The 23,570-nt window shown below is 68.7% G+C and carries 25 protein-coding genes, 1 tRNA gene, 1 pseudogene and 1 riboswitch; of the genes and pseudogenes, 9 read left to right on the top strand and 18 right to left on the bottom strand.

What is annotated here, in order from left to right:
* Window positions 1–4: 4 nt before the first annotated feature.
* Both NRF20_RS28660 and NRF20_RS28655 read right to left on the bottom strand, forming a co-directional pair.
* Window positions 5–1,834: an acyl-CoA dehydrogenase gene (locus tag NRF20_RS28660; protein WP_398631825.1), complete on the bottom strand. Its 1,830-nt coding sequence runs from the start codon at window positions 1,832–1,834 to the stop codon at window positions 5–7.
* Between the two features lie 427 nt (window positions 1,835–2,261).
* Window positions 2,262–2,498, bottom strand: coding sequence for a tectonin domain-containing protein (locus tag NRF20_RS28655; RefSeq protein ID WP_398631826.1), 237 nt, complete (start codon window positions 2,496–2,498; stop codon window positions 2,262–2,264).
* A gap of 444 nt (window positions 2,499–2,942) precedes the next feature.
* Between NRF20_RS28655 and NRF20_RS28650 the strand changes: the two genes are divergently transcribed.
* Window positions 2,943–3,290, top strand: coding sequence for a hypothetical protein (locus NRF20_RS28650; protein ID WP_398631827.1), 348 nt, complete (start codon window positions 2,943–2,945; stop codon window positions 3,288–3,290).
* Between the two features lie 104 nt (window positions 3,291–3,394).
* A pseudogene (locus NRF20_RS28645) lies at window positions 3,395–3,637 on the top strand (NADPH-dependent FMN reductase); the annotation flags it as partial.
* An 84-nt stretch (window positions 3,638–3,721) separates the two neighbouring features.
* Here NRF20_RS28645 and NRF20_RS28640 read toward each other — a convergent pair.
* Complete coding sequence (locus tag NRF20_RS28640) at window positions 3,722–4,477, bottom strand: IPT/TIG domain-containing protein (protein ID WP_398631828.1); 756 nt, start codon at window positions 4,475–4,477, stop codon at window positions 3,722–3,724.
* A 550-nt stretch (window positions 4,478–5,027) separates the two neighbouring features.
* Window positions 5,028–5,318, bottom strand: a complete 291-nt coding sequence (locus NRF20_RS28635; RefSeq protein ID WP_398631829.1) for a hypothetical protein — start codon at window positions 5,316–5,318, stop codon at window positions 5,028–5,030.
* A 259-nt stretch (window positions 5,319–5,577) separates the two neighbouring features.
* Between NRF20_RS28635 and NRF20_RS28630 the strand changes: the two genes are divergently transcribed.
* On the top strand, window positions 5,578–6,087 hold the full coding sequence (locus tag NRF20_RS28630; RefSeq protein WP_398631830.1) for a MepB family protein: 510 nt from the start codon (window positions 5,578–5,580) through the stop codon (window positions 6,085–6,087).
* 138 nt (window positions 6,088–6,225) lie between these two features.
* Here NRF20_RS28630 and NRF20_RS28625 read toward each other — a convergent pair whose 3' ends face one another.
* Both NRF20_RS28625 and NRF20_RS28620 read right to left on the bottom strand, forming a co-directional pair.
* Complete coding sequence (locus NRF20_RS28625; protein ID WP_398631831.1) at window positions 6,226–6,828, bottom strand: TetR family transcriptional regulator; 603 nt, start codon at window positions 6,826–6,828, stop codon at window positions 6,226–6,228.
* The gene (locus tag NRF20_RS28620) at window positions 6,825–8,327 is read right to left on the bottom strand and encodes an MFS transporter (protein WP_413753540.1); all 1,503 of its coding nucleotides are present in this window, start codon (window positions 8,325–8,327) and stop codon (window positions 6,825–6,827) included. The genes NRF20_RS28625 and NRF20_RS28620 overlap by 4 nt, the downstream gene beginning before the upstream one ends.
* A gap of 176 nt (window positions 8,328–8,503) precedes the next feature.
* Here NRF20_RS28620 and NRF20_RS28615 point away from each other — a divergent pair, with 176 nt between their 5' ends.
* The gene (locus tag NRF20_RS28615; RefSeq protein ID WP_114244728.1) at window positions 8,504–8,806 is read left to right on the top strand and encodes a hypothetical protein; all 303 of its coding nucleotides are present in this window, start codon (window positions 8,504–8,506) and stop codon (window positions 8,804–8,806) included.
* A gap of 175 nt (window positions 8,807–8,981) precedes the next feature.
* On the opposite strand, the gene NRF20_RS28610 is transcribed toward NRF20_RS28615, so the two are convergent.
* Entirely contained in the window at window positions 8,982–10,364 is a 1,383-nt protein-coding gene (locus NRF20_RS28610) for a DUF445 domain-containing protein (protein WP_413753539.1), read from the bottom strand.
* A 194-nt stretch (window positions 10,365–10,558) separates the two neighbouring features.
* Between NRF20_RS28610 and NRF20_RS28605 the strand changes: the two genes are divergently transcribed.
* A complete protein-coding gene (locus NRF20_RS28605) occupies window positions 10,559–11,809 on the top strand; it encodes an SGNH/GDSL hydrolase family protein (protein ID WP_413753538.1) in 1,251 nt (416 codons plus the stop codon).
* Between the two features lie 43 nt (window positions 11,810–11,852).
* On the opposite strand, the gene NRF20_RS28600 is transcribed toward NRF20_RS28605, so the two are convergent.
* The 4 genes from NRF20_RS28600 to NRF20_RS28585 form a co-directional block, all read right to left on the bottom strand.
* Window positions 11,853–12,533: a DUF1707 domain-containing protein gene (locus tag NRF20_RS28600; RefSeq protein ID WP_398631930.1), complete on the bottom strand. Its 681-nt coding sequence runs from the start codon at window positions 12,531–12,533 to the stop codon at window positions 11,853–11,855.
* A gap of 61 nt (window positions 12,534–12,594) precedes the next feature.
* A complete protein-coding gene (locus NRF20_RS28595; RefSeq protein ID WP_413753537.1) occupies window positions 12,595–13,635 on the bottom strand; it encodes an ATP-binding cassette domain-containing protein in 1,041 nt (346 codons plus the stop codon).
* 44 nt (window positions 13,636–13,679) lie between these two features.
* On the bottom strand, window positions 13,680–14,540 hold the full coding sequence (locus tag NRF20_RS28590) for an ABC transporter permease (protein ID WP_413754617.1): 861 nt from the start codon (window positions 14,538–14,540) through the stop codon (window positions 13,680–13,682).
* 4 nt (window positions 14,541–14,544) lie between these two features.
* Window positions 14,545–15,345 carry an ABC transporter permease gene (locus tag NRF20_RS28585; protein WP_413754616.1) on the bottom strand — a complete coding sequence of 267 codons (801 nt, stop codon included), beginning with the start codon at window positions 15,343–15,345 and terminating at the stop codon, window positions 14,545–14,547.
* Window positions 15,346–15,515: 170 nt separating this feature from the next.
* On the opposite strand from NRF20_RS28585, the gene NRF20_RS28580 reads away from it, so the two are divergent.
* Window positions 15,516–17,900, top strand: a complete 2,385-nt coding sequence (locus NRF20_RS28580; RefSeq protein ID WP_413753536.1) for a transglycosylase domain-containing protein — start codon at window positions 15,516–15,518, stop codon at window positions 17,898–17,900.
* On the opposite strand, the gene NRF20_RS28575 is transcribed toward NRF20_RS28580, so the two are convergent.
* The 3 genes from NRF20_RS28575 to NRF20_RS28565 all read right to left on the bottom strand — a co-directional run bounded on the left by NRF20_RS28575 (window position 17,894) and on the right by NRF20_RS28565 (window position 19,097).
* Complete coding sequence (locus NRF20_RS28575) at window positions 17,894–18,214, bottom strand: DMT family transporter (protein WP_093900307.1); 321 nt, start codon at window positions 18,212–18,214, stop codon at window positions 17,894–17,896. The genes NRF20_RS28580 and NRF20_RS28575 overlap by 7 nt on opposite strands.
* A 41-nt stretch (window positions 18,215–18,255) precedes the next feature.
* Window positions 18,256–18,320: riboswitch (guanidine-III (ykkC-III) riboswitch) on the bottom strand.
* Between the two features lie 56 nt (window positions 18,321–18,376).
* On the bottom strand, window positions 18,377–18,715 hold the full coding sequence (locus NRF20_RS28570) for a GroES family chaperonin (protein WP_030923137.1): 339 nt from the start codon (window positions 18,713–18,715) through the stop codon (window positions 18,377–18,379).
* A 61-nt stretch (window positions 18,716–18,776) separates the two neighbouring features.
* The gene (locus NRF20_RS28565) at window positions 18,777–19,097 is read right to left on the bottom strand and encodes a DUF3618 domain-containing protein (protein WP_266361234.1); all 321 of its coding nucleotides are present in this window, start codon (window positions 19,095–19,097) and stop codon (window positions 18,777–18,779) included.
* 128 nt (window positions 19,098–19,225) lie between these two features.
* Between NRF20_RS28565 and bcp the strand changes: the two genes are divergently transcribed.
* The 3 genes from bcp (at window position 19,226) to NRF20_RS28550 (ending at window position 21,279) form a co-directional block, all read left to right on the top strand.
* The gene (gene bcp / locus NRF20_RS28560; protein ID WP_398631837.1) at window positions 19,226–19,693 is read left to right on the top strand and encodes a thioredoxin-dependent thiol peroxidase; all 468 of its coding nucleotides are present in this window, start codon (window positions 19,226–19,228) and stop codon (window positions 19,691–19,693) included.
* Between the two features lie 448 nt (window positions 19,694–20,141).
* On the top strand, window positions 20,142–21,143 hold the full coding sequence (locus tag NRF20_RS28555; protein WP_413753535.1) for an HNH endonuclease signature motif containing protein: 1,002 nt from the start codon (window positions 20,142–20,144) through the stop codon (window positions 21,141–21,143).
* 52 nt (window positions 21,144–21,195) lie between these two features.
* A tRNA-Leu gene (locus NRF20_RS28550) sits at window positions 21,196–21,279 on the top strand.
* Window positions 21,280–21,344: 65 nt separating this feature from the next.
* On the opposite strand, the gene rdgB is transcribed toward NRF20_RS28550, so the two are convergent.
* The 4 genes from rdgB to NRF20_RS28530 form a co-directional block, all read right to left on the bottom strand.
* Window positions 21,345–21,947 (bottom strand): RdgB/HAM1 family non-canonical purine NTP pyrophosphatase, encoded by a 603-nt coding sequence (rdgB, locus tag NRF20_RS28545; RefSeq protein WP_413753534.1) that lies wholly within the window; start codon window positions 21,945–21,947, stop codon window positions 21,345–21,347.
* A gap of 21 nt (window positions 21,948–21,968) precedes the next feature.
* Window positions 21,969–22,361, bottom strand: coding sequence for a hypothetical protein (locus NRF20_RS28540; protein ID WP_266361231.1), 393 nt, complete (start codon window positions 22,359–22,361; stop codon window positions 21,969–21,971).
* A gap of 102 nt (window positions 22,362–22,463) precedes the next feature.
* Entirely contained in the window at window positions 22,464–23,201 is a 738-nt protein-coding gene (gene rph, locus NRF20_RS28535) for a ribonuclease PH (protein WP_398631840.1), read from the bottom strand.
* A gap of 120 nt (window positions 23,202–23,321) precedes the next feature.
* A complete protein-coding gene (locus NRF20_RS28530) occupies window positions 23,322–23,555 on the bottom strand; it encodes a glucose PTS transporter subunit EIIB (protein WP_014046255.1) in 234 nt (77 codons plus the stop codon).
* Window positions 23,556–23,570 lie beyond the last annotated feature (15 nt).

Here is a 23,570-nt window from a genome sequence, read left to right as displayed (position 1 = left end):
GCTGTCACTGGGGCAGCAGGCTGCCTTCGATGCCATCGAAGGCATCAGGATGGTTGATGGGATGGTCACGGAGAACGTCCTCCACGGCGGCGAATCCGTTCGTGAGGGTCAATGCCTCGGGTGCGAGGTCTGCGACGACACTCTCGGCCGCGTCGGGGAGCTGCCTCACCTGAGCGCTGGTCAGGTAGCCCTCCGCAAGCAGGTCTCCGCTGTGAGCCGCCACACGGCGCAGGGTGAACAGTCGGTGCAGCAAACGCAGCTGGCGCTGCGCTTCGGGGTGAGGAGCCTGGTCGGCGGCGTCCAGAAGAGCTTGGGCAGCCTGGCTGTGTGCGTAGGCGTCGACCAGTTCCAGAGCCGGTGTGACGGCGGCGTTCCATCGGTTGAGGGGATTGCCGGCCGGTGCGCCGCGCAGGCGCGTACGTGCACGTTGGTGCCAGATCCGTTCGATGTCCGCCAACAGGTCTTGGAGGAAGAACGGATCGTCGAGGTCGCGAGCCTCGGGCGGCGCGTCATGGGGTTCCTTCGGAGTGAAGTGTCCAAGAAGCATTTCGCCGGCGGCCTTGACCCAGATGACGAGGTTGTCGCCCTCCGCGGTTATGGTTCCCTCGTTGGCTGCCAACTGGCCCGCGATTCCGTTGGCCAGGAAGAGCCCCTGCGCACCGCAGCGTTCGCGGCACTCGGTCATGACAGCGCGGGCCCGCCAGGTGATCCAGCCCTTGGCTATGGCTGCGAACCGCTCACCGTTCTCCCGCTCCGACTCCGTCGCCTGCGCCCACTGCCGTACTGCGGCGCGGTGCAGGAGAGTCGCGGCATAGGTGGTGGCGATGGCGTCGACGAGCGGAGCGTGGTGGCTGCGGTGAGCGAACAGCGGAACGTTGCCGCCGGCTGTCACACCGGAAGTCTGCCTCGCGTGGGCGTGCCGTACGGCCACAGCGAGCGCGTGGCGCGTGACCCCGAGGCTGTAGCCGCTCATGCAGAGCTTGCCGGCGGTGACGCGGCCGATGGAGTGCAGGAAGCGCTTGCGGGGACTGCCGATCGAACTGGTGAAGACGCCTTCCGGTGTGAGGCGTCCGTGGTCGGACTGCAGAAGCGCTTCTTGTGGCAGACGGACATGGTCGAAGGAGGTGACGCAGTGGTCGACAGGGGCGGTGGCTGTCTGGGGCAGCCTGCGTATCTCGACTCCTGGCATCGGTCGCCCGGTCTCGTCGCTGAGCGGAGTAAGAAACAGGAAGACGCCCTGGTCCTTGCCGTCCGTGATGAGGCGCGCGGCGACGACAGCGGTTTTGGGACCGCCGGTGGAGCTGGTGTTCGGCATGAACTTGCGGGCGGCCGCACTGGGAGTGTTCAGAACGAACTCGCCCGCGGTTCGGTCGTACGTGGCGGTGGTCTCCAGTTGGGAGGCGCTGTTGCCGTGCCCGGCCTCCGTGCACAGAAACGTTCCTGTACGCCGCAGCTCGGCGAACTCCCGCAAATCGCGGTTCGGGCCCGCCGTGTGTTCGAGGAGGCTGCCGAGAAAGAGGTTGTAGTGGATGCTCGCCACTGTTCCCAATCCCGCGTCCACCGGGCCGACCCATTCGTGGAGTGCCGTGAGTCGTTCCACATCGACCACGAAGTCCTCGGGGCTGTCGAGTGCCTCGTTGATCAGACGTAAACGCTCGTAGGACAGTGCGGCACGTTGATCAGGTGACAGCCCTTCTCTGAAGCTGAATGGCTCAGTACTGAACAGCTTGCGCCAGGGCTCGTGGAGCTGATCCTGTCGTTCGCCGAAGAGTGCCCGCGTCAGCGCTGCGGCGGTTGAAGAGGCCTGGTCAGAGGGGAGCGAGATGTTGATCACGCTTCGGAACGCTAGCTCATACGTTCAGTCAGCACGGCGTGATGATCAACACGATTGAGATCACTTGGATGTTGGTACTCGCTCGTTTCGAGGTGCGGGTATCCCTGCTCGCCGGGAGTGTGTGAGGGCACCCATTCCCCTCCTCGACGCTCGTGATCAATACGCCTCGGGGGGCTCTCAATGCCACGCCGCAGAGTGAGAGTTCCGAGCGGTCGGCTGTGCGCGGGGATCGCGCTCGGAGGCCGGAGTGGTCACACTGTGGCTGCTCACCCTCCTCGGTCATGCCCTCTACACCTCGCACAGCACCTTCAAGTTGCTCCCATTGCCGAGGGCGGGCAACGTGGCAGCGGCCCGGCCGCGCTGGTCGCTCAGCCACGAGAGGCCTCTGCCATCCCGGGCAGGGGCCCCTCGCAGTTGCTGCCCGGGGTCAGCTCGGTTGGTCTCCCGTATAGCGGTAGATCCCGCCATCGGAATTGACGTGGTAGACGGTGCCGTCGGCGGCCACGCCGATGTCCACCGCCTTACCGGGAATACCGACCCACGGGTTGGTGTCATGCCCGGTGTACCGGTAGATCTGGCCCAGGGAGTTCACGCCCCACACATGAGTCCTGGACCCGACCGAGATCGTCGTGAGACCACCAGAGACTTGCTTCCAGTCAGCCATGCTCGTGTCCCTTCGCCTCGAACGTTGCAAGGAGGAATTTGGCGCTCGGCAGGGTCACCCAAACGACCGCGTTTATGGATTGACTGCTGAAATGGTCCAAAGATCGCCGTTTGTTTTATTTCACTCCCAATGCGCGCGGGAGGCGACCCTCCCCCGACGCAATCAGAAGGCCGGAAACGCTGTATCCCACAAGAGGCCAAGAGCGGCGGCCGGTTCGCCACCAAACGACCGGCCCCCGTCTCCGAAGCGCCGCCCGTGCCGTCGTGACTCGGCCGAGGCGGCGGTCAACTCGGCGAGCGCGGTACATGACCCACATGGCCGTCGGCAGAACCGATTCGGCAGCTCCCGTCCGGGTGACGGAACCCCATATCCGACAGTAACCGCAGGTCAGCGGCACAGACTTGGGCCGGTTCCGTTTCTTTTCCCGCACAAGGAGTGCCCTTCATGCGTCTTCGTTCCACCGTGGCTGCCGCCCTCGGCGCGCTCGCGCTCATCGTCGCTGTGCCGACCTCGGCCGGCGCGGCCTCCGGAGACTTCGGCTACACGTACAGCGGTCTCGACGGCTCCCCGCAGGTCGCTTTCCTGTTCGACCCGCCGAGCAGGGTGTGCATCACCCTGCCCGAGGTCGCCGACCCCAGTTCGTCGAACCCCGCCCACTCTCCGCGGAACAACACCGACGCGACCGCCGTTGTCTTCACCGGCGTCGACTGCGAGGGCGAATTCTTCCTCCTCCGGCCGAACGGCGGCCACGCCTCCAGCCGGCTGAAGCTCCGTTCCGTCGCCTTCAGCTGATCCCGCCACCACCGCGCAGACCGAGAGAGGGGCCGTCCCGGGGGCGGCCCCTCTCTCATGCGGGGAATGAGGGTCACTGGTTGACGGGGCATGCCGACGCACCGGTGATCCTTTTGCTGTCCGGAAGTCTGCGCAGCGGCTCCTCCAACGAGACCGTGTTGCGCACCGTGCAGGCTGTGGCGCCTGCGGGCGTACGGACCGTTCTCTACGGTGGCCTCGCGGCGCTCCCGCACTTCAATCCCGATGACGACGCCGAGCCACTGCCGGAGCCGGTGGTCGCGTTGCGTGCGGCGATCGACGAGGCGGATGCCGTTCTGGTCTGTACGCCGGAGTACGCGGGTACCCTGCCGGGGGTGTTCGGCGACCGCGCCTACGTCGACGCGGTCGCCGCTCTACGGTCCGAGGGACCGTCTCACGGCTGGGACTCTTGGTCAGATGCCGGGAGAGGCGAGGTAGGTGAATCCGTCTGCTGCCAGGGCGGTCCCGGCGGCGTTGGTGACCCGGACGTCCGACGGGCCGGGCGCGCCGTCGGTGGTGGGCGGGGCGACCACGGACAGGGTGGTCGCGTTGACAACAGTGAACGGGGCGGGAACGGCACCGAAGGTGACCGAGTCGGTCGTGTCGAAGTTGGTGCCGGTGATGGTCACTGCCGTCCCACCGGACGCCGGGCCGGAGTTGGGTGCGATGGTGGTGATGGTGGGGTTGTCGATGTAGGTGTAGGAGAGGCCGTTGTTGGTGCCGCCTGCGGTCGTCACACTCACCGACACGGTTCCGGCCGCGGCGCCTGCGGGCACTGTGACGCTGACCTGACTGTCGGAGATCACCGTCGGGGTGGCGGTGACAGCGCCGAAGGACACACTGGTCGCGGTGGACAGCCCGTTGCCGTTGACGGTGACGCTGTTGCCGCCGCCCAGCGGGCCGGAGGTGGCACTCAGTGAGGACTCGAACGGGGCGCCGACGTAGAAGAACGGCACCGGGTTGCTGGTCCCGCCCGGGGTGGTCACGGTGACGCCGACCGTACCGGCCCCCGAGGGGGACACGGCAGTGACCTGGGTCGGCGAGACCTGGGTGACACCCGTCGCGGACTTGGAACCGAACTTCACCGCGCCGGCGTTGGACAGGTTCGTGCCGGTGATGGTCACCAGAGTGCCGCCACCGGTGGAACCCTCATTCGGAGAGATAGGCATGGCTGTTCTCCCTTGCTGGATGAGACGGACGGAGAAACCACGAACCGGCCGATCGGCCACACCGCCTGACAGCCGGCAACCAGCCGGCAATCCAGGGTGAGCGAGCAGTTCCAGAGGGACACGCGACGCCGCACGGCAGCCACCCTGCGCACAGACGCAAAAAACCGGCGGACGTCGCCCGTACCACGTTTCCCCCGGCACGGGATGGGCGACCCGCCAGTTCGATACCCACAGTGACCCATGCGGGCACATAACCAACAAGGGCATAAGCAGAAGAATCAGCCATATGGAGTACACCGAGCCGAGGTCGGCCGGCAGATGGAGCTTGTCGGCGGTGAGCTCGGCGCTGGGCACGCAACCGGCCCCGCGCCGCCACCGGCACCACCGACCTTTCGCAGGCCAGGACGCCAGGCATGACGCTGCGGGCCCCGGGATTCCTCGGGGCCCGCAGCGAATGGTGCCGGGCTTGATGGAGACTCAGGGCGACGCAACTGCGGTCCGCCCAGCAGGAGTCGGGCGGACCGAGTGACTCCCGGCGGGGGCTCGGGGGTCAGGCGCCGATCGCCCAGATGAGGGTGATGGCGCCGACGAATCCGATGGTGCCGAGGGTGGTTCCGGCGATTGCGGTCCACAGGCGGCCGGTGCCATGGCGGGCGTAGTGGATGCCCGCCGAGCCGAGGGTGACGGCGAGGGCTCCGGCGATGATCGCCCATGGGAACGTGACGAACGCGAGCGCGGGCGCCCATGCACCTATGGCAGAGATGGCGCCGAGGACAAGTGCGGTGGGGCCCAGGGCGACGGCGGGTGTGTCGGTTCGGTCGGGCACGGTCGGCTCAGGCATGAACTGCTCCCCCTTTTGAACGAGTTCAAATTGTGTGCCGATCATAGCGCCGGGACGGCGGCGGACCGGCCGGGGGCAGGGCATGGCGAAGCCCCGTCGGCCGGGCGGGTCTCGGGGTCAGCCACGGCAGCCGAACCCGCGTGCGGCCGGCCCCGTGCACTCGTCGGCGCCCCTCCTGCGGCGCGATGACAGAATCGGATGAATGATGACGTCTTGTGGGCCCGGCCCCGCACCCGAGCCCTGGTCGTGCGAGGGGTCGATGCACGCCGACCTTCTCGCGGCGAAGTCCCTGGTCTACGACCCGTGCGGGTTCATATGCTCCCGGCCGGTGCCCGAGGCGGAGAGCGCCGAGTACGGGGCGCATGTATTCACCGTGGACGGCGCCGCCGTCAGGTTCCGGGCGGCCAGGACGACCCCGACGAAGGTCGGCCAGTTCGTGACGGTGTGGAAGCGGTCCGCCGGTGGGCCGATTCAGCCCTACGACTCCGAGGACCCTGTCGATCTCTTCGTCATCAGCACCCGTGACGCCGACCGTTTCGGGCAGTTCGTGTTTCCGCGGGACGTGCTCTGCGAGCGGGGCATCGTGTCGAGGAACGGTTGCGGTGGGAAGCGCGCCTTCCGCGTCTACCCGCCCTGGGTCACGACGACCAATCGCCAGGCAGGCCGTACGCAGGAGTGGCAGGCGGACTATTTCCTGCGTGTGGGCCTGCCTGCGGAAGAGGGTGGGGCGGTCGACCCCGGCCGGTCCCGGGCGCTCTATCACCCGTGACGGCACCGCCCGCCCGGCGCGGTCGGCACAGGGCGGCGACCGTCAGCGGTAGTCCTCCGGGTGGCCCTGCATCCAGGTGTTGATGCGGTCGCGGGTGCCGATCAGCCCGGACCCCACATTCCCGGCGTCGCCGGTTCCTCACCCCGTGATCAGGGTCTGCAGCGCGGGCGCGTACAGGTCCGCGATGTGTTCGGGGGTGGCGTCCACGCCTGCGCCCTCGCGGTGGAGGCTGAGGGTGGCGCCGAGGCCGAGGAGGTGGCCGGCGATCAGTTCGGCGCGCAGGGTGCGTTCGGGGCCGGTGAGGCGGGCGGCCAGGGCGTCGGTGACCTGTTCGTGGAAGCGGTCGCGCAGCAGGGAGCGTTCGTCGCGGTTGCCGAGCGAGAAGACGACCCGCAGCAGTGGGTCGGACTGCAGTTCCCGGCGGCGGCTCACCAGCGTCACCACCATGTGGCGGCCCAGCATGTCGAGCGGGGCGTCGAAGAGTTCGGCGGCTGCGGGGCCGAAGTCGGCGACGGTGTTGAAGAGTTCTTCCTTGCGGCCGAAGTGCTTGACGACCAGGGACGGGCTCACTCCGGCGTCGGCCGCGATCCCTCTTATCGTCACCTCGGCGTAGGGGCGCTGTGTGAACGCCCGGCGGGCGGCGCGCAGGATCGCGTCCCGGCCCGTACCCGGATCGACAGCGGTCGGCTCCGGTCCCGGGGCCGGAGCCGGGGCCGGAACGGTGGCCTGGCGGCTGGTCATGCGCCCTCCTGGATCGGCATCGTCCGCACACCGTCCTTCCGGTCGCCCGGGGCGTTGCGGCTCTCTTCGACCGTACCCGGCGTGGGCGTACGGCCGCCCGGCAGGCACAGCGTGACCAGCAGCGCCGCGAGCGCCGCGCCCGCCGCGATCAGGAAGACCACCTGGTAGGCGTGGAGCGTCGGGGCCGTCCGGCCGCCCACCAGGAACGTGATGTCGGCCAGGACCGCGGCCACCGTCGCGCTGCAGAAGGCATGCCCGATCGACCGCATCAAGGTGTTGAGGCCGTTGGCCGCACCCGTCTCGCTGACCGGTACGCCGCGCATGACCAGCGCGGGCAGCGCCGAGTACGCGATGGCCGTGCCCGAGGCGACGACCGTCGCACCGGCGATGATCATCCAGAGGCTGTGGCTGGTGAAGTACCGCACCACATAGCCGGCCGCGATCACGCCCGCCGCCAGCGCCAGGCTCACCTTCGGACCGTACTTCGCGGAGATCCGCGCCGAGACCGGCGAGAGCGCCACCATCATCACGCCGCCCGGCAGCAGACACAGCCCGCTGACGACGAGCGAGGCGCCGAGCCCGTAACCCGTCGCCTTCGGCTCCTGCACCATCTGCGCGGTGACCAGGGAGTTCGCATAGAAGGCGAAGCCGATCAGCAGGGCGGCGACGTTGGTGAGCAGGACGGCCGGGCGGGCCGAGACCCGCAGATCGACCATCGGCGTCGGGACGCGGAGCTCGTACGCTCCCCAGGCCGGCGCCACGACGACGGCGGCCACCAGCAGACCGACCGTCCGCGCCGACGTCCAGCCCCAGTCGGCGCCCTGGGTGACCGCGAGCAGCAGACAGACCAGGGCCCCGGACAGCCCCAGCGCGCCGACGGCGTCGAAACGGCCGCGGGTGCGGAGCGGGGATTCCGGTACGCACCACAGCACCAGCACGATGTCGATGACGCCGATCACTCCCGAGACCCAGAACATCGTGTGCCAGTCGAAGTTCTCGACGACGAGCGCCGCGACCGGCAGCCCGACCGCCGCGCCGATGCCGAGCGTGGAGCTCATCAGCGCCACGGCGGACAGCACCCGCTCGGGTGGGAGTTCGTCGCGCAGGATGCTGATGCCCAGCGGTACGACGGCGAGCGCCGCACCCTGCAGGGCGCGGCCGGTGATCAGCACCCCGATGTGGGAGCTGACCGCGCACAGGACCGAGCCCACCACCAGCACCATGAGCGAGGCGACGAGCACCCGCCGCTTGCCGTACATGTCGCCGACCCGGCCCAGGACGGGCGTGAAGACGGCGCCGGTCAGGAGGGTGACGGTGACCAGCCAGCTCGCGGCGGCGGGGGTCGCGCCGGTGAGGGCCGGAATGTGCGGGAGGAGCGGGACGACGATCGTCTGCATGACCGCGACCACGACACCGCAGAACGCGAGGACGCCTACGGCGAAACGGGGATGCGGGGCCTCATCCGTGGCGGCGGTCGGGGCGGGTATGTCCGCGGGCATGGCTCTCCGTACGGTGCTCGTCGGCAGGGGCTTCGCGCAGAGGTGCACGCTCGTTCACCCCCAAGGGTAAACGCTTGTACACCCCCTCGGCGACAGGAAGTCCGCACGCCGCGTTAGCCTCGAAGACCCGGGCTCCGGGTCCGGACAACTCAGACAAGAAGGCGAAGGTGGCTGCGATGGCGAAGGTTCCGGCAGCGGCAGTGGCGGCGAGCGGACTGGTCGGCGGGTACGCCGTCGCACGGTGGACCAAGAAGCGGCCGCTGGGCGGGGTCGCCCTCGCCGCCGCGGGCACCGTCGCCGCGTACGAGTGGAACCGGCAGGCCGGGCCGCGCGCGGCCGTCGGGCTGACCACCGCGTATGTCGCCGCGTTCGCCGGTTCGCACCCGCTGGCCAAGAAGGTCGGCGCCTGGCCCGCCGTCTTCGCCGTGGCGGGCAGCATGGCCGCCGCGTCGTGGGCGGTCACCCGCCGGGCCGCCTGAACCGGGTACGGATTGCCGGTGATCAGCCGGTAATCATCTGCCGGACGCGTTGAACGCGGGCGGGGCCATGTGCGTATTCAAGGGCACTCCCCCGCGTAAGCCGGGTGCGTATCCGTACGACAGGACGGGTACGCACCCGGAACCCTCAAGGCTCCGACGAGCCGGAAACCGGGCCCTACGCCCCCAGTGCCCGCGACACCGTATAGATCAGCAGCCCCGCCAGCGCACCCACCACCGTGCCGTTGATCCGGATGAACTGCAGGTCACGGCCGATGTGTGCCTCGATCTTCTTCGACGTCTGGTCCGCGTCCCAGCTCGCGACCGTGTCGCTGATCAGCGACGTGATCTCCGCGCGGTACGTCGTGACGACATAGACCGCCGCGTCCTCCAGCCAGCCCTCCAGCTTGGCCTGCATCCGCCCGTCCGTCGCCAGCCGCGCGCCGAACGTCAGCAGTGAGGCCCGCGCACGCAGCCGCAGCTCGCTCTGCTCGTCGTCCGCAGCCGCAATTATCATCGCGCGCACCGACGACCAGGCCGATGCGATGACCTCCTGGACCTCGCCGCGCCCCAGGATCTCCGACTTCAGCCGCTCCACCCGTGCCCGGGTGTCCGAGTCCGTCTGGAGGTCGGCCGCGAAGTCCGTCAGGAACGTGTCGATCGAACCGCGCGCCGGGTGCCCCGGCATGTCCCGCATCTCCGTGATGAAGCGCAGCAGTTCCTTGTAGACCCGCTCCCCCACCCGCTTGTCGACGAACCGCGGCGTCCAGCCCGGTGCCCCGCCCTGCACCGCGTCCATCACCGAATCGCCGTGCAGCACCAGCCAGTCGTGGGCGCGCACACAGATCAGGTCCACCATCCTGCGGTGGCCACCGTCCGCGACGATCTTCTCCAGCATCTTGCCGAGACCGGGAGCGATCTCCGCCGCATTGGCCCTCCGGGTGATCGCCTCACCCACCACGGCCTGCACATCGGAGTCCCGCAGCACCGTCAACGCACCGCGCAGCGCGGTCGACAGCTCGGCGGTCACCCGGCCGGCGTGTTCCGGCTCGGCCAGCCAGGAGCCGAGCCGGCCACCGATACCCAGGGCGTGGATACGGCTGCGCACGACATCGCCGGAGAGAAAATTCTCGCCGACGAAGGAACCCAGCGAGGCTCCCAGCTGGTCCTTCTTGGTGGGGATGATGGCGGTGTGCGGGATCGGCAGGCCGAGCGGGCGCTTGAACAGTGCCGTGACGGCGAACCAGTCGGCCAGCGCACCCACCATCCCCGCCTCGGCGGCCGCGGCGACGAAGCCGGGCCAGCCGCCCACACCCGCGCTCTTCGCCCAGGTGGCGAGGACGTACACGAGGGCGACCAGCAGAAGGAGGCCCGTGGCCGTGGTCTTCATCCGGCGTACGCCGCGACGCTTCTCCTCGTCGGCTGCGGTGTACGCGAACGAGGCGAGGGGTGCCGGGCGGCCACCGCTTGCGGGACGGGCCGCGCCCGCCACCTGCTCCCGGGCACGCTCCGGCTGCCCCGCACCCTGTTCCCCGGGTCCGGTCCCATCGATCCGTTCCATCCGCTCCACCCGTCCGCGTACGCATCGCCCCCGGTGTCCCGTACGCATTGTCCTTACCTGACCTACTCCCGGGCCGCACATCGAGTTCCCGACACCTTGCCCCATCATGGGATCAGTCCGATTAAGACCGACCGGCAAATGGGCGACGCCGCCCCCGTTGCCGGTCGGTCTCACCACGAGGAGACACACCTTCCATGCCCAGGCGCCAGGGGTACGCCCTGCTCATCGCCCTCGTGGCGGGCACCGCCGCGCTCGCCGCCGGCGTGGCGTTCGCCGGCTCCCTGCTCTTCTCCGGCTCCGGCACCCGGTCGCAGCAGATCGCCGCACCCGACCCGCGGTCCGTGGCCCGTACGCCCGCCGCACCGGCCCACTCCACCGGCCTCTGGCTCGGCACCTGGGCGGCGGCCCCCACCACCGGCGTGATCGACACGTACAACGGCAGCGACCTGACCCGGCGCACCATCCGTAACGTCGTGCACACCAGCATCGGCGGCGACGCGGCCCGCATCACCCTCTCCAACCTCTTCGGCACGCACCCGCTGGTCGTGGACCACGCCACGGTCGACACCCGCCCCGTGACCTTCCGGGGCGCCGCCGCCGTGACCGTCGCCGCGGGCGGACAGATCGTCAGCGACCCGGTCCTCGTCCCGGTCGCCGCCGACGCCGATCTCGTCGTCACCCTGCGCACCCCCACCGCCGAGGGCCCCGTCACCATCCACCCGGGCACCCACCAGACGTCGTACGTGGAGGACGGGCAGGGCACCCGGCGCACCACCGACTGGCGCTACCTCACCGCCGTCGACGTACACAACGAGACCGCCGCCGGAACGATCGCGGTGATCGGGGACTCGCTCACCGCGGGCACCGGCTCCACCCTCGACGCGAACAGCCGCTGGCCCGACGTGCTCGCCGACCGGCTGCACGGCCGGTACGGAGTGGTCAACGCCGGCATCGCGGGCAACCGCATCCTGCGCGACGGACGCGGTGTACGGGCGAGCGCCCGCTTCGACCGCGACGTACTGGACGCCGCCGGGGTGAAGACGGTCGTCATCGCGCTCGGCATCAACGATGTGCAGCAGTTCCCGCAGGAGACCGACCCGCAGCGCATCGCGGACGCGCTGCGGTCCATGACCCGGCGCGCTCACGCACGCGGACTGCGGGTCGTCGGGGCGACGCTGATGCCGTACGAGGGGTTCCGCACCTGGACACCCACGCAGAACGCCGTACGGGAACAGGTCAACGAGCTGATCCGGGCGGGCGGGATCTTCGACTCGGTCATCGACTTCGACAAGGCGGCCCGCGATCCGTACCACCCGACCCGGCTGCTGCCCGCCTACGACTGCGGCGACCATCTCCACCTGAACGACACGGGCTACCAGCGGCTGGGCTCACTGGTCGACCTGCCGGCCCTGCAACACGACCGGCCCGTCTCCGACCAGTTCTGACGGCGGGGCCGGGGTCGGCGGAAGACCGGAGGACGGATCGGGCTCAGTCCTCGGAGCGGCCCGAGGACCCCCGGCCCTTCTCCAGCCGCGCCCGCTCCGTGTCCCTCAGCCGCTGCTTCTCCGCCTTGCTCCGCTTGCGCTCCACCCGGACGCCGCCCATCAGCGCAAAGCCGGTGATCCGCACCCGCGGGGAGTCCGGGGACACGGTCCCCTCGTCCTTCGATTGCTCACGGAAGCCGCCCATGATGCCGATGCCCCTGACCTGGGCGTTCAGCTCCGGCGGGACCTTCACGCGGATACCGCCCATGATCGTGAAGCAGCGGATGACCGCCTCGCGGTCCTCGAAGTTGGCCTCGCGCAAGTCGATCTCGCCGCCGCCCCACATCGCGAACGCGGTGAACTTCCGGCCCACCGTCCAGTTTCCCCGGCGACCGAAACCGCCCCAGAGCGCGAAGGCACCACCCGAGGTGGCGGGCTTGCCGATACGGTCCGCCCAGCGCACCGCCGAACCCGTCGCCGCGGCTGCCGGGGCCGAACCCAACGGGGCCACCGCCGTGCCCGGCGCCGGGAGGTCACGCACGAGCGGTTCCAACTCCCCGTACGTACGCGCCTTGTAGGTTGCTTCGAGCCGATGCTCGAACTCCTCCATCTCCAGCCGGCCCTCGGCCACCGCCTCGCGCAGAGTCTCGGCGACACGCTCACGCTCGGCATCGGAGGCACGCATTTCCGGAAGGTCACTTGTCATACCGCGCAGCCTATTGAACGCGTACGCTCCCATCACCGATCTACATGCCGCCGGCAGACGCGTACATCTTCGCGATCACGGCCTCGATGTCGGGCTCCCGCACCGACAGGTCGACCAGCGGGTAGTCCGCCGCGATCCGGGCGACCAGCGGTGCGGCCGACTCCGAGGCCGGGAAGGCCAGCCACTGGCGCGGCCCCTCCACCTTCACCGTACGCACCGAGGGCGCCGACTCCAGGCGGATCGGCGGGAGTTGACGCTCCAGGTCGACCACCAGCATCCGCTGGCTCTCGCCCACCTCATGCAGTCCGGCGAGCGCCCCGTCGTACATCAGACGGCCGTGGTCGATCACCATCACACGCTTGCAGAGCTGCTCGATGTCCGTCAGATCGTGCGTGGTGAGCAGCACGGTCGTGCCACGTTCGGCATTCAAGTCCCGCAGGAATCCACGGACTTTGGCCTTGGAGACGACGTCCAGGCCGATCGTCGGCTCGTCCAGGTACAGCACCTCGGGATCATGCAGGAGCGCCGCCGCGATGTCGCCGCGCATCCGCTGCCCCAGCGAAAGCTGCCGTACGGGTACTTCCAACAGTTCGCCCAGATCGAGGAGTTCGACACAGCGGTCCAGATTCTCGCGGTAGCGGGCGTCGGGAATCCGGTACATCCGGTGCATCAGCCGGTACGAGTCGCGCAGCGGCAGGTCCCACCAGAGCGTGGTGCGCTGGCCGAACACCACACCGATGCGGTGAGCCAGCCTCGTACGCTCCCTGGACGGGTCGATGCCCGCCACCCGCAACCGGCCGCCGCTCGGGGTGAGGATGCCGGTCAGCATCTTGATCGTGGTCGACTTCCCGGCACCGTTCGGGCCGATGTAGCCGACCATCTCGCCACGTGCGACGCGGAAGCTGATGGAGTCGACCGCTCGCACCTGGCGGCGTTCACTGCGCATGAAGCCGGTCTTGCGGCGCACGTCGAAGACCTTTTCGACGTTGTCGAGCTCGATGAAGCCGATGTCGGTGCCCTTGCCGATGTCCGTGCGGATGTCCGTGCCGGTGTCGGTGTCGGTGTGGGTTTCTGCGTTCATGTCGGATGCCCTCGCCCTTGCTCTCGCCCTGCTCGATGTTTTCGTCAACTGCCTGTGCTGCGGTACGCGCGCAGGCCCGAACGCCAGGCCAGGCCCGCGAGCAGCCAGCACAGACCCGCCACCACCGGAGGCAGGAACGCCACCCAGTCCGGCAGGCCCAGCGGATAGTCCCGGCCCAGCACATACAGCGCGGGCAGCCAGTTCACGAAGGCCAGCGGCACCACGAACGTGACCCCGCGCACCAGGTCCTTCGAGAAGATCGACGGCGGGTACTGGAGCAGGGTGTTCCCGCCGTACGTGAAGGAGTTCTGCACCTCGGAGGCGTCCTGCGCGACGAACTGGAACGCCGCCCCGGCCACGAACACCGCCGCGAAGATCGCCGCCCCACTCAGCAGCATCAGCGGAACCATCGCCACCTTCAGCGGTGTCCACCCGATGTCCAGCGTCACCAGCGCGTAGCCGAGGACCAGCGCCCCCTGGGTGATCCGCCCCATCCTGCGCAGCGCGAACCGGTCCGCAGCGACCTGGGCGAGCACCGGCACCGGGCGTACCAGCAGCGTGTCCAGCGTGCCGTCGCGCACCCGCCGCCCCAGCCGGTCCATCGAGCCCATCACCAGGTCGGCGAGACCGAACGCGGTGCCCGAGGCCCCGTACAGCAGTGCGATCTCCGCCAGCGTGTAACCGCCCAGCGCATCCACGTGCTGGAACATCAGCAGGATCGCGACGAAGTCGAAGGCGGTCACCGCGAAGTTCCCGAACGCCGTCATCGCGAACGAGGCGCGGTACGCCATCGTCGAACGCAGCCACATCGTCGCGATCAGCCCGTATGCCCGGACCCCCTCGACGAACCTCGACCGCTCGACGAACACCACCTCGGGCGTGTCCGCCGCCTCCACCGCACCGATCGTCTCAGCCACCCTGAACCACCACCCTCCTCGTCGCCACCGACTGCACCAACCGCCCCACCAGCAGCAGCGTCAGCGCCCAGCCGCCCTGAAAGGCGTACGCCTCCACCAGCCCCCACCCCGTGCTCTTGCCGAGCAACACATCGGCCGGCACCTGGAGGAGCGACGACCACGGCAGCACCCGCGCCACGTCGCCCAGCACCCCGGGGAACAGCGTCAGCGGCAGCAGCATCCCGGAGAAGAACATCCCGGCCAGGGCCGTCATCTGCGACACCCCCGCCCCGTCCAGCAGCCAGAAAGCGGAGAGCGCCACCAGATAGCGGATCGCGAAACTGACCACGACACCGAGCGCCACCGAGACGAGGAAGGCCAGCCAGACCCCCGGCGAGGCGGGCAGCGCCAGATCGAAGGCGAGCGACCCCAGCAGCATCGGCACGATGCCGCGGCCCAGCAGATGGAACGCCGCCCGACCCAAGTCACCCGCCAGCCACCACAGTTGGAGGTTCACCGGCCGGTAGAGATCCACCGCGACATCGCCCGTGCGGATCCGCTCGATCAGCTCGTCCTCGAAACCGCCGCCCATCATGGCGCAGGTCATCAGCAGCGCCTGCCCCAGCCACACATAGGTGAGCGCCTGGGGCATGTCATAGCCGCCGAGCTGCGGACGCTCGTCCCACAGCGCCACATAGGTGTACGCCATGATGAAACCGAAGACGGTGTTGGTGAACACTCCCGCCGCCGTCGCAGTCCGGTAAGTGGCATAGCGCCGGAACCCACCCGCCGCCACCACCGCGTACAGCCGCACCGCATCCACCCCCATCGCCCGGGCACCCAACGGCGTTGGACACCAAAACGCAGGACCTTAGCCCAACGAAGACGGCCGCCGCGACCGCTTTTCAGGGGTCGATCCGCGGCTTATTCCATAGAAAAGGGCACTATGGGGGAACTGACCTCGGCCGAGGAGTCTGCACGGACATGAGCGACGAGCCACAGCAGCCGAACGGGGAACACGAACCCCGGGGCTGGGACCCCAGGGACCCGTCCGCCCACGGCAGCAACAGCGGCAACAGCGGCAACAGCGCAGATCGGGGCGGCAAAGCCGGCCGGGCGAACAAGCACAGGCGCCCCAAGCGCACCGGCTGGCGGCGCGCCTTCCCCACCTGGCGGATGGTCCTCGGCGCACTCGTCGTCGTCGCCCTGCTCCTGATCGGCGGCTTCATCGCCGGATACCAGCTCGTCGAGATCCCGCCCGCCAACGCCAGCGCCACCGCGCAGTCCAACGTCTACCTCTACAAGGACGGCAGCGTCATCGCCCGCTCCGGCGAGGTCAACCGGGAGAACGTCAAGCTCGCCCAGGTCCCGCTCGACGTCCAGCACGCCGTCCTCGCCGCCGAGGACCGCAACTTCTACTCCGAACCGGCCGTCGACCTCACAGCCATGGCCCGCGCCGCCTGGAACACCCTCACCGGCAAGGGCAAACAGGGCGGCTCGACCATCACCCAGCAGTACGTCAAGAACTACTACCTCGGCCAGGAACAGACCATCATCCGCAAGATCAAGGAGTTCTTCATCGCGGTCAAACTCAACCGCGAGGAGTCCAAGAACCAGATCTTCGAGGGCTACCTCAACACCAGCTACTTCGGCCGCAACGCCTACGGCATCCAGGCCGCCGCACAGGCCTACTACGGCAAGGACATCGACGGCATCACCACCGCCGAGGGCGCCTACCTCGCCTCCCTGCTCAACGCCCCCAGCGCGTACGACGTCGTCGTCCACCCCCAGAACAAGGCCGCGGCCCTCGCGCGCTGGAACTACGTACTCGACGGCATGGTCAAGGAGAAGTGGCTCGCCGCCGGCGAACGCGCCACCATGGAATTCCCCGTACCCGGCGAGGCCAAGCCGCCCACCGGGCTCTCCGGACAGCGCGGCTACATCATCCAGGCCGTCGAGGACTACCTCACCAGCAACGAGGTCATCGACGAGAACACCCTGGCCACCGGCGGCTACCGAATCACCACCACACTGGAGAAGAAGAAACAGAACGCGCTCGTCAAAGCCGTCGACGACAACGTCATGTCCCAGACGAGCACAGAGCGCGAGGCCGACCGCAATGTCCGCGTCGGCGGCGCCTCCATCGACACCGGCACCGGCCGGGTCGTCGCCATGTACGGCGGCATCGACTACACCAAGCAGTACGTGAACAACGCGACCCGACGCGACTACCAGGTCGGCTCCACCTTCAAACCCTTCGTCTTCACCTCCGCCGTCGCGAGCGGCTCCACCACCCAGGACGGCCGGCGCATCACCCCCAACACCGTGTACGACGGCACCAACAAACGCATGGTCCAAGGCCCGAACGGACCCACCGGATACGCCCCCGCCAACGAGGACGACATCAGCTACGGGCCCATCACCGTCCGCATCGCCACCGACAAATCCGTCAACGCCGTCTACGCCCAGATGGCCGAGGACGTCGGCCCCGACAAGGTCAGGCAGACCGCCATCGACCTCGGTATCCCCAAGAACACCCCCGATCTCACCCCCTACCCGTCCATCGCCCTCGGCGTCGCCACCGCCAGCGTCCTCGACATGACCGAGGCGTACGCCACCCTCGCCAACCACGGCAGGCACGGCGCGTACACCCTCGTCGACAAGATCAGCAAGGGCGGCGAGGACCTGGAACTCCCCGGCAGGGACACCGAACAGGCCGTCAGCCGCGAAGCCGCCGACACCACCACCGCCGTCCTCCAGAGCGTCGTCGAGAGCGGCTCCGGCATCGCCGCCCAGGGCGCCGGCCGCCCCGCCGCGGGCAAGACCGGCACCGCCGAAGAGGACAAAGCCGCCTGGTTCGCCGGCTACACCCCCGACCTCACCACCGTCATCGCCGTCATGGGCCAGGACCCCGACACCGGCGCACAGAAACCGCTCTACGGAGCACTCGGCCTGGCCCGCATCAACGGCGGCGGCGCGCCCGCCCAGACCTGGGCCCAGTACACCGAGGCCGCGCTGCGCGGCACCACGGTCGAGAACTTCGACCTCAGCCTCGAAAGCGGCGCCGAAGAAACCGTCCAGCCCACCGAGGAGAACTCCAGCCCCGGCACCACCGGAACACCGTCCGAGACCCCCTCCAGCACACCGCCCAGCAGCCCCGGGAGCACCCCGCCCAGCAGCCCGCCGCCCCCCTGGATCAGCGAACCCGCCACCGGCGGCACGGACACCGGCACACCGACCGGCGGCGGAACGGAAATCGGCGGCGCCGAGAACGGCGGCGGGGACAACGGCGACCGGGACCGCTACGACTTCCTCCCGGGCGCCCCCGGCACCCCGGCACCGCAGGGCACCCCCGCACCGCGTCAGTGACCCGAGGTCGCCTTCAGCCCCACCACAGCCACCAGCAGCAGAGAAACGAAGAAGATCCGGGCAGCGGTCACCGGCTCACCCAGCACCACCATGCCGAGAACCGCCGCACCGGCCGCACCGATACCGACCCACACGCCGTACGCCGTACCGATCGGCAGCGTCTTCGCCGCATGGGACAGCAACACCATGCTCATCACGATCCCGAGGCCCGTGAACACACTCGGCCACAACCGGGTGAACCCCTCGGTGTACTTCATCCCTATCGACCAGCCGACTTCGAGCAGACCGGCGACAACCAGCAGAACCCACGCCATGACGGAACCTCCGACGAGACAGAAAAACGCGAACAACACGGGGTGCGTCGTCTTTGCATAGCCCGGTACGGCGCGTCTCGTCGGGGTCACACCACCGTAGCAAAGAACATGCAAAAGGCCTGGTGACATCGGTCACCAGGCCACACGCGCAACGGCTGCCGCCTACAGATACAGCCCGGTCGAATCCACCGACCCCTCAAACCGGTCCGCCGCCACCGCATGCAGATCCCGCTCGCGCATCAGCACATACGCCACACCGCGCACCTCGACCTCCGCTCGGTCCTCGGGGTCGTACAGCACCCGGTCGCCCGGCTCCACCGTCCGCACGTTCTGCCCCACCGCGACCACCACGGCCCAGGCCAGCCGGCGGCCGACCGCAGCCGTCGCCGGAATCAGAATGCCGCCACCCGAGCGCCGCTCGCCCTCCGGCGTATCGGACCGGACCAGCACACGGTCATGGAGCATGCGGATGGGCAGCTTGTCGTCGGTGTTCTCGCTCACGCCCCGCAACCTACCTGTCCGCCGCAGCTCCGCACGCCTCCGGGGTACACGGACCGCGACATCAGTTCTTCCGCCGCCGCTTCGACACCGCGAGCAGACCCACGACACCCACCGCGAGCAACGCCGCCGGAATCACCCGCTCCAGACGCGGAGCGCCGTCCTCGGACACAAACTGCGCCTTCACGTCCGACACCGTCCGGTTCACCGCCACAAAAGCCCGCCCGGCCGTCCGGTCCACGGCCTCGGCGGCCTTGGCCTTCGCATCACCCATGATCGTCTTCGGGTGCACCCGCACCCCGATCTCATCGAGCACCACCGCAAGCTGCTCACGCCTGCTGATGATGTCCGCCTCGATCTGCGCAGGGGTCCTGGCATCCGACACTGCGCCGCCTCCGTGGTCCTCGTCCGGTAAACCTTCATCGACAGTCTGTCAGCTCGACCGCCCACGTACCCGGCGGCACCCCTATTACGCTCGGTCCCATACACCCCACGTGCCACCTGAGGAGAACCATGAGCGAGCGACTCCAGCCCGGCGACACCGCCCCCGCCTTCACGCTCCCCGACGCCGACGGCAACGAGATCTCGCTCGCCGACCACAAGGGCCGCAAGGTCATCGTCTACTTCTACCCGGCCGCCCTCACCCCCGGCTGCACCAAGCAGGCCTGCGACTTCACCGACAACCTGGACCTGCTCACCGGCGCCGGATACGACGTCATCGGCGTCTCCCCCGACAAGCCCGAGAAGCTCGCCAAGTTCCGCGAGAAGGAAAACCTCGAGGTCACCCTGGTCGGCGACCCCTCCAAGGAGACCCTTGAGGCATACGGCGCCTTCGGCGAGAAGAAGCTCTACGGCAAAACGGTGACGGGCGTCATCCGCTCCACGATCGTCGTGGACGAAGAAGGCAAGGTCGAACGAGCCCTCTACAACGTCAAGGCCACCGGCCACGTAGCCAAGATCATCAAGGACCTCGGCATCTGACCCGGGCCCGTCGAGGACCACCTCGGACGACCGCGAAGATGTGAGGGACATCTCATTCGGCCATCGATCCGGTGTGCAGCCGCCATGACCGCACCGCCCAGAAGCCCCTGGCCGGTCCCCCGCCCTCGGTGGAGACACATGAGGAGGCGGCAGAACTGGCCGCGGCCCAGACGCCGGACCCGAGGTTCTGACCCCGGGACTCCGCCCCTCAGTGGAATGGTCTGTACCGCTTCAACCTCGATTGAAGCGGTACAGACCATTCCACATCTTGTCGGATATCGGACGTGACTTCCCGATAAACGGTTCGTTGTTCCGTGCGAGGCCGCGAGCGTGTGGTCGGATACGGAGGGGACCATGCCGGTGAGTCCATACACGCACCTTCTTCCGGATGGCGCCGCCCCGGAGAACGAATACCGAGGACGTGTTCCGGCTTTCGCAAGGGGGCGTCATGTCTGATGCGTACGAACGAGAGAGGCTCGCCACTGCTGTCGCCGAGTCGAAGAACTGGACAGATCTGATGCATCGGCTCGGGCTCAAGAAGAGTGGCGGCCAGCGGCGCGTGCTTCAAGAGAAGGTAGCCGGGCACGGGCTGGACACAGCCCACTTCAAGCAGCGCAGCCCGTGGCGAAAGTATCCGGATGCGGCCATTGCAGCCGCCGTTGCGTCCTCCTCGTCACTGCGCGAGGTCGTCACCAAGCTCGGCGTGCCACCGGCGAGTGGCACGCTCTCTCACATAAGCCGCCGCATCACGGCGGCGGGGATCGATGTCAGTCACTTCCCCGGCATGAATCGTCCGCAACTGGGCCTGCTGTTCACCGTCGAAGAGCTTCGGACGGCCGTCGCCTCAGCCGAGAGCGTTCGCGGAGTGGCACGGAGCCTCGGAGTGTGTGACGACAGCCAGTCGCGCTCCGCGCTGGCGAGCATGTTGCGCAGGAAAGGGATCGACACTTCCCACTTCCGCAACGCACGCCTCGCAATCCCTGAGGACGCCCTGCGGGAAGCCGTTCCGCGAGCCACCAGCTACGCAGACGTCATGCGCGCACTCGGCCTTGAGGTCAACGACACGAATCACCGCCGCGTGCGGCGCAAGGCCCTCCAGTTGAAACTCGACACAAGCCACTTCACGCGCCGCCCCTGGGGCTCGACTCAGGTGCATGAGCCCAGGGCGATCGCACCGACCACCCTCGTAGTCATGCCTCAGGGGTCAACACGCGTAAGCCGTCCAAGACTTCACCGCGCGCTGCAAGAGATCCGCATCCCCTACCGATGTGAGTCCTGTGACAACCCTGGCGAGTGGCTGGGGCGGCCGATCACGCTCCAGATCGACCACATCAACGGCGACTGGCTCGACAACCGGGCCGAGAACCTTCGCTACCTCTGCCCGAATTGCCATGCACTCACGGAAACCTGGTGCCGCAAGAGGAAGGACAGGCCCAACACCTCCGTATAGCGACCTCTCCGTGCCGCGAATGCCCCCGGCCCGCTACCATGGATTCGGATATGCGGCCGTAGCCAAACTGGTATCGGCGGGTGTTTTAGGGGCATCTGGGAGAAATCCTGTGTGGGTTCGAATCCCACCGGCCGCACTGACCGTGGCTCCGAAGGCTCGGCTCGCAGCGATTGCGGGCCGAGCCTTCGGCGTTCCAGGGGATCACCCCACCAGCTCCCGCACCGCCGGCACCAGCGCCCGGAACGCCTTGCCGCGGTGGCTGATCGCGTTCTTCTCCGCCGGGGTCAGTTCCGCGCAGGTGCGGGTTTCGCCGTCCGGCTGGAGGATCGGGTCGTAGCCGAAGCCGTTCGTGCCGGACGGGGTGTGGCGCAGGGTGCCCACCAGGCGGCCCTCGACCACGCGTTCCGTGCCGTCGGGGAGGGCCAGGGCCGCCGCGCAGGCGAAATGGGCGCCGCGGTGGGGGTTGTCGATGTCGGAGAGCTGGGCCAGGAGCAGGTCCAGGTTGGCCCGGTCGTCGCCGTGGGTGCCGGCCCAGCGGGCGGAGAAGATGCCGGGGGCGCCGCCGAGTACGTCCACGCAGAGGCCGGAGTCGTCGGCGATGGCGGGGTGGCCGGTGGCCTTCGCGAGGGCGTGGGCCTTGAGGAGGGCGTTCTCGGCGAAGGTGACGCCGGTTTCCTTGACGTCGGGGATGTGGGGGTACGCGTCCGCGCCGACGAGCTCGTGGTCGAGGCCTGCGTCGGCGAGGATCGCGTGGAGTTCGGTGATCTTCCCGGCGTTGCGGGTGGCGAGGATGAGGCGGGTCATGTCACCCAGTATCGGGGGTGATCAGGGCGTGCAGACCTTGCCGATCTCCTTGGCGGCGTCGGTGACCGGGGTGATGTCGGGGGTGGCGTCGCCCTTGTCGATGGAGTCGCGGACGTTGCCGACGCCGGACTGCAGATCGTCGACGGCCTTGCCGAGGTCGGCGTTGTCGGTCTGGTCGCCGAGGTTGCCGAGTTCCTTCTCGATGGCGTCGAGGGCTTCGGATGCCTGAGTGGGGTCGTTCGAGGCGTTGGAGACGGCCTGTTGGAGGTTGTCGACGCTGGTGGCGATGGCGTCGGCGGTGCGGACGCAGTCGAGTGCCTTGTCGACGGCCCCGCAGCCGGCTGTCGCGGTGAGAGCGAGGGCGGTCAGGGTCAGCGCGACGGTGATGCGGCGGTGGCGGGTGGCCTCGGCCATGGTGCGGTTCCTCCCCAGGTGCGGATACGCGGACGGGCGCACGGTTCGACCCGTGCGCCCGTGTTCGTAACGACGCGTTGTGGTGCGTATGTGGTTGCTTCTTTACTCGCCCAGCGTGCGGGCCAGGGCCTCGTTCTGGAAAGCGGTGAGGTCTGTGCAGCCGATGGTGGCGAGGTCGAGGAGGGCGCCCAGTTCCTTGCGGTCGAAGGGGGTGGCCTCGGCGGTGCCCTGGACCTCGACGAAGCGGCCGTCGCCGGTGCAGACGACGTTCATGTCGGTCTCGGCGCGGACGTCCTCCTCGTAGCAGAGGTCGAGGAGGGGGGTGCCGTCGACGATGCCGACGCTGATCGCCGAGACGGTGTCGGTCAGCGGCTTGCGGCCGTGCTTGACGAGCTTCTTGCGCTGGGCCCAGGTGACGGCGTCGGCGAGGGCGACGTAGGCGCCGGTGATGGCGGCGGTGCGGGTGCCGCCGTCGGCCTGGAGGACGTCGCAGTCGAGGACGATGGTGTTCTCGCCGAGGGCCTTGTAGTCGACGACGGCGCGCAGGGAGCGGCCGATGAGGCGGCTGATCTCGTGGGTGCGGCCGCCGATCTTGCCGCGTACGGATTCGCGGTCGCCGCGGGTGTTGGTGGAGCGGGGCAGCATGGAGTATTCGGCGGTGACCCAGCCTTCGCCACTGCCCTTGCGCCAGCGGGGGACGCCTTCGGTGACGGAGGCGGTGCAGAAGACCTTGGTGTCGCCGAAGGAGATGAGTACGGAGCCTTCGGCGTGCTTGCTCCATCCGCGTTCGATGGTGACGGGGCGGAGCTGTTCGGGGGTGCGGCCGTCGATACGAGACATGGTGTCGACTTTATCGGGTGCGGAGGTGGCGGCCGTTCGGGTGCACCGCAGGCCCCGTCCGGGTGGGCAGGGCCTGCGTGGTGCTGAGTGCTTGGGCTCAGCGGGGGGTGAGGCGGCTGGTCACATCATGTCTTCGATGTCGGCGGCGATGGGGTCGGCGTCGGTGCCGATGACGACCTGGATCGCGGTGCCCATCTTGACGACACCGTGGGCTCCGGCGGCCTTGAGCGCGGCTTCGTCGACCTTGCTGGGGTCGTGGACCTCGGTGCGAAGGCGCGTGATGCAGCCTTCGATCTCGTCGATGTTATCGATACCGCCGAGCCCGGCGACGATCTTCTCAGCCTTGCTGGCCATGGCCTTCTCCCTGGT

This window comes from Streptomyces sp. R-74717, from assembly GCF_047305335.1.
Classification (GTDB): Bacteria; Actinomycetota; Actinomycetes; order Streptomycetales; family Streptomycetaceae; genus Streptomyces; species Streptomyces atratus.
The sequence above is the reverse complement of the archived record's forward strand: the minus strand, read 5'-3'. Positions and strand labels throughout refer to the sequence as shown.

Excerpts from the sequence above, each read along its gene's own strand:
- NRF20_RS28575 (WP_093900307.1), bottom strand. The coding sequence starts at position 18,214 with ATGGCGTGGGTTCTGCTGGTTGTCGCCGGTCTGCTCGAAGTCGGCTGG.
- rph (WP_398631840.1), bottom strand. The coding sequence starts at position 23,201 with ATGTCTCGTATCGACGGCCGCACCCCCGAACAGCTCCGCCCCGTCACC.
- NRF20_RS28600 (WP_398631930.1), bottom strand. The coding sequence starts at position 12,533 with ATGCGTGCCTCCGATGCCGAGCGTGAGCGTGTCGCCGAGACTCTGCGC.
- bcp (WP_398631837.1), top strand. The coding sequence starts at position 19,226 with ATGAGCGAGCGACTCCAGCCCGGCGACACCGCCCCCGCCTTCACGCTC.
- NRF20_RS28655 (WP_398631826.1), bottom strand. The coding sequence starts at position 2,498 with ATGGCTGACTGGAAGCAAGTCTCTGGTGGTCTCACGACGATCTCGGTC.
- NRF20_RS28580 (WP_413753536.1), top strand. The coding sequence starts at position 15,516 with ATGAGCGACGAGCCACAGCAGCCGAACGGGGAACACGAACCCCGGGGC.
- NRF20_RS28615 (WP_114244728.1), top strand. The coding sequence starts at position 8,504 with ATGGCGAAGGTTCCGGCAGCGGCAGTGGCGGCGAGCGGACTGGTCGGC.
- NRF20_RS28530 (WP_014046255.1), bottom strand. The coding sequence starts at position 23,555 with ATGGCCAGCAAGGCTGAGAAGATCGTCGCCGGGCTCGGCGGTATCGAT.
- NRF20_RS28620 (WP_413753540.1), bottom strand. The coding sequence starts at position 8,327 with ATGCCCGCGGACATACCCGCCCCGACCGCCGCCACGGATGAGGCCCCG.
- NRF20_RS28635 (WP_398631829.1), bottom strand. The coding sequence starts at position 5,318 with ATGCCTGAGCCGACCGTGCCCGACCGAACCGACACACCCGCCGTCGCC.
- NRF20_RS28640 (WP_398631828.1), bottom strand. The coding sequence starts at position 4,477 with ATGCCTATCTCTCCGAATGAGGGTTCCACCGGTGGCGGCACTCTGGTG.
- NRF20_RS28605 (WP_413753538.1), top strand. The coding sequence starts at position 10,559 with ATGCCCAGGCGCCAGGGGTACGCCCTGCTCATCGCCCTCGTGGCGGGC.
- NRF20_RS28610 (WP_413753539.1), bottom strand. The coding sequence starts at position 10,364 with ATGGAACGGATCGATGGGACCGGACCCGGGGAACAGGGTGCGGGGCAG.
- NRF20_RS28650 (WP_398631827.1), top strand. The coding sequence starts at position 2,943 with ATGCGTCTTCGTTCCACCGTGGCTGCCGCCCTCGGCGCGCTCGCGCTC.
- rdgB (WP_413753534.1), bottom strand. The coding sequence starts at position 21,947 with ATGACCCGCCTCATCCTCGCCACCCGCAACGCCGGGAAGATCACCGAA.
- NRF20_RS28540 (WP_266361231.1), bottom strand. The coding sequence starts at position 22,361 with ATGGCCGAGGCCACCCGCCACCGCCGCATCACCGTCGCGCTGACCCTG.
- NRF20_RS28555 (WP_413753535.1), top strand. The coding sequence starts at position 20,142 with ATGTCTGATGCGTACGAACGAGAGAGGCTCGCCACTGCTGTCGCCGAG.
- NRF20_RS28595 (WP_413753537.1), bottom strand. The coding sequence starts at position 13,635 with ATGAACGCAGAAACCCACACCGACACCGACACCGGCACGGACATCCGC.
- NRF20_RS28630 (WP_398631830.1), top strand. The coding sequence starts at position 5,578 with ATGCACGCCGACCTTCTCGCGGCGAAGTCCCTGGTCTACGACCCGTGC.
- NRF20_RS28625 (WP_398631831.1), bottom strand. The coding sequence starts at position 6,828 with ATGACCAGCCGCCAGGCCACCGTTCCGGCCCCGGCTCCGGCCCCGGGA.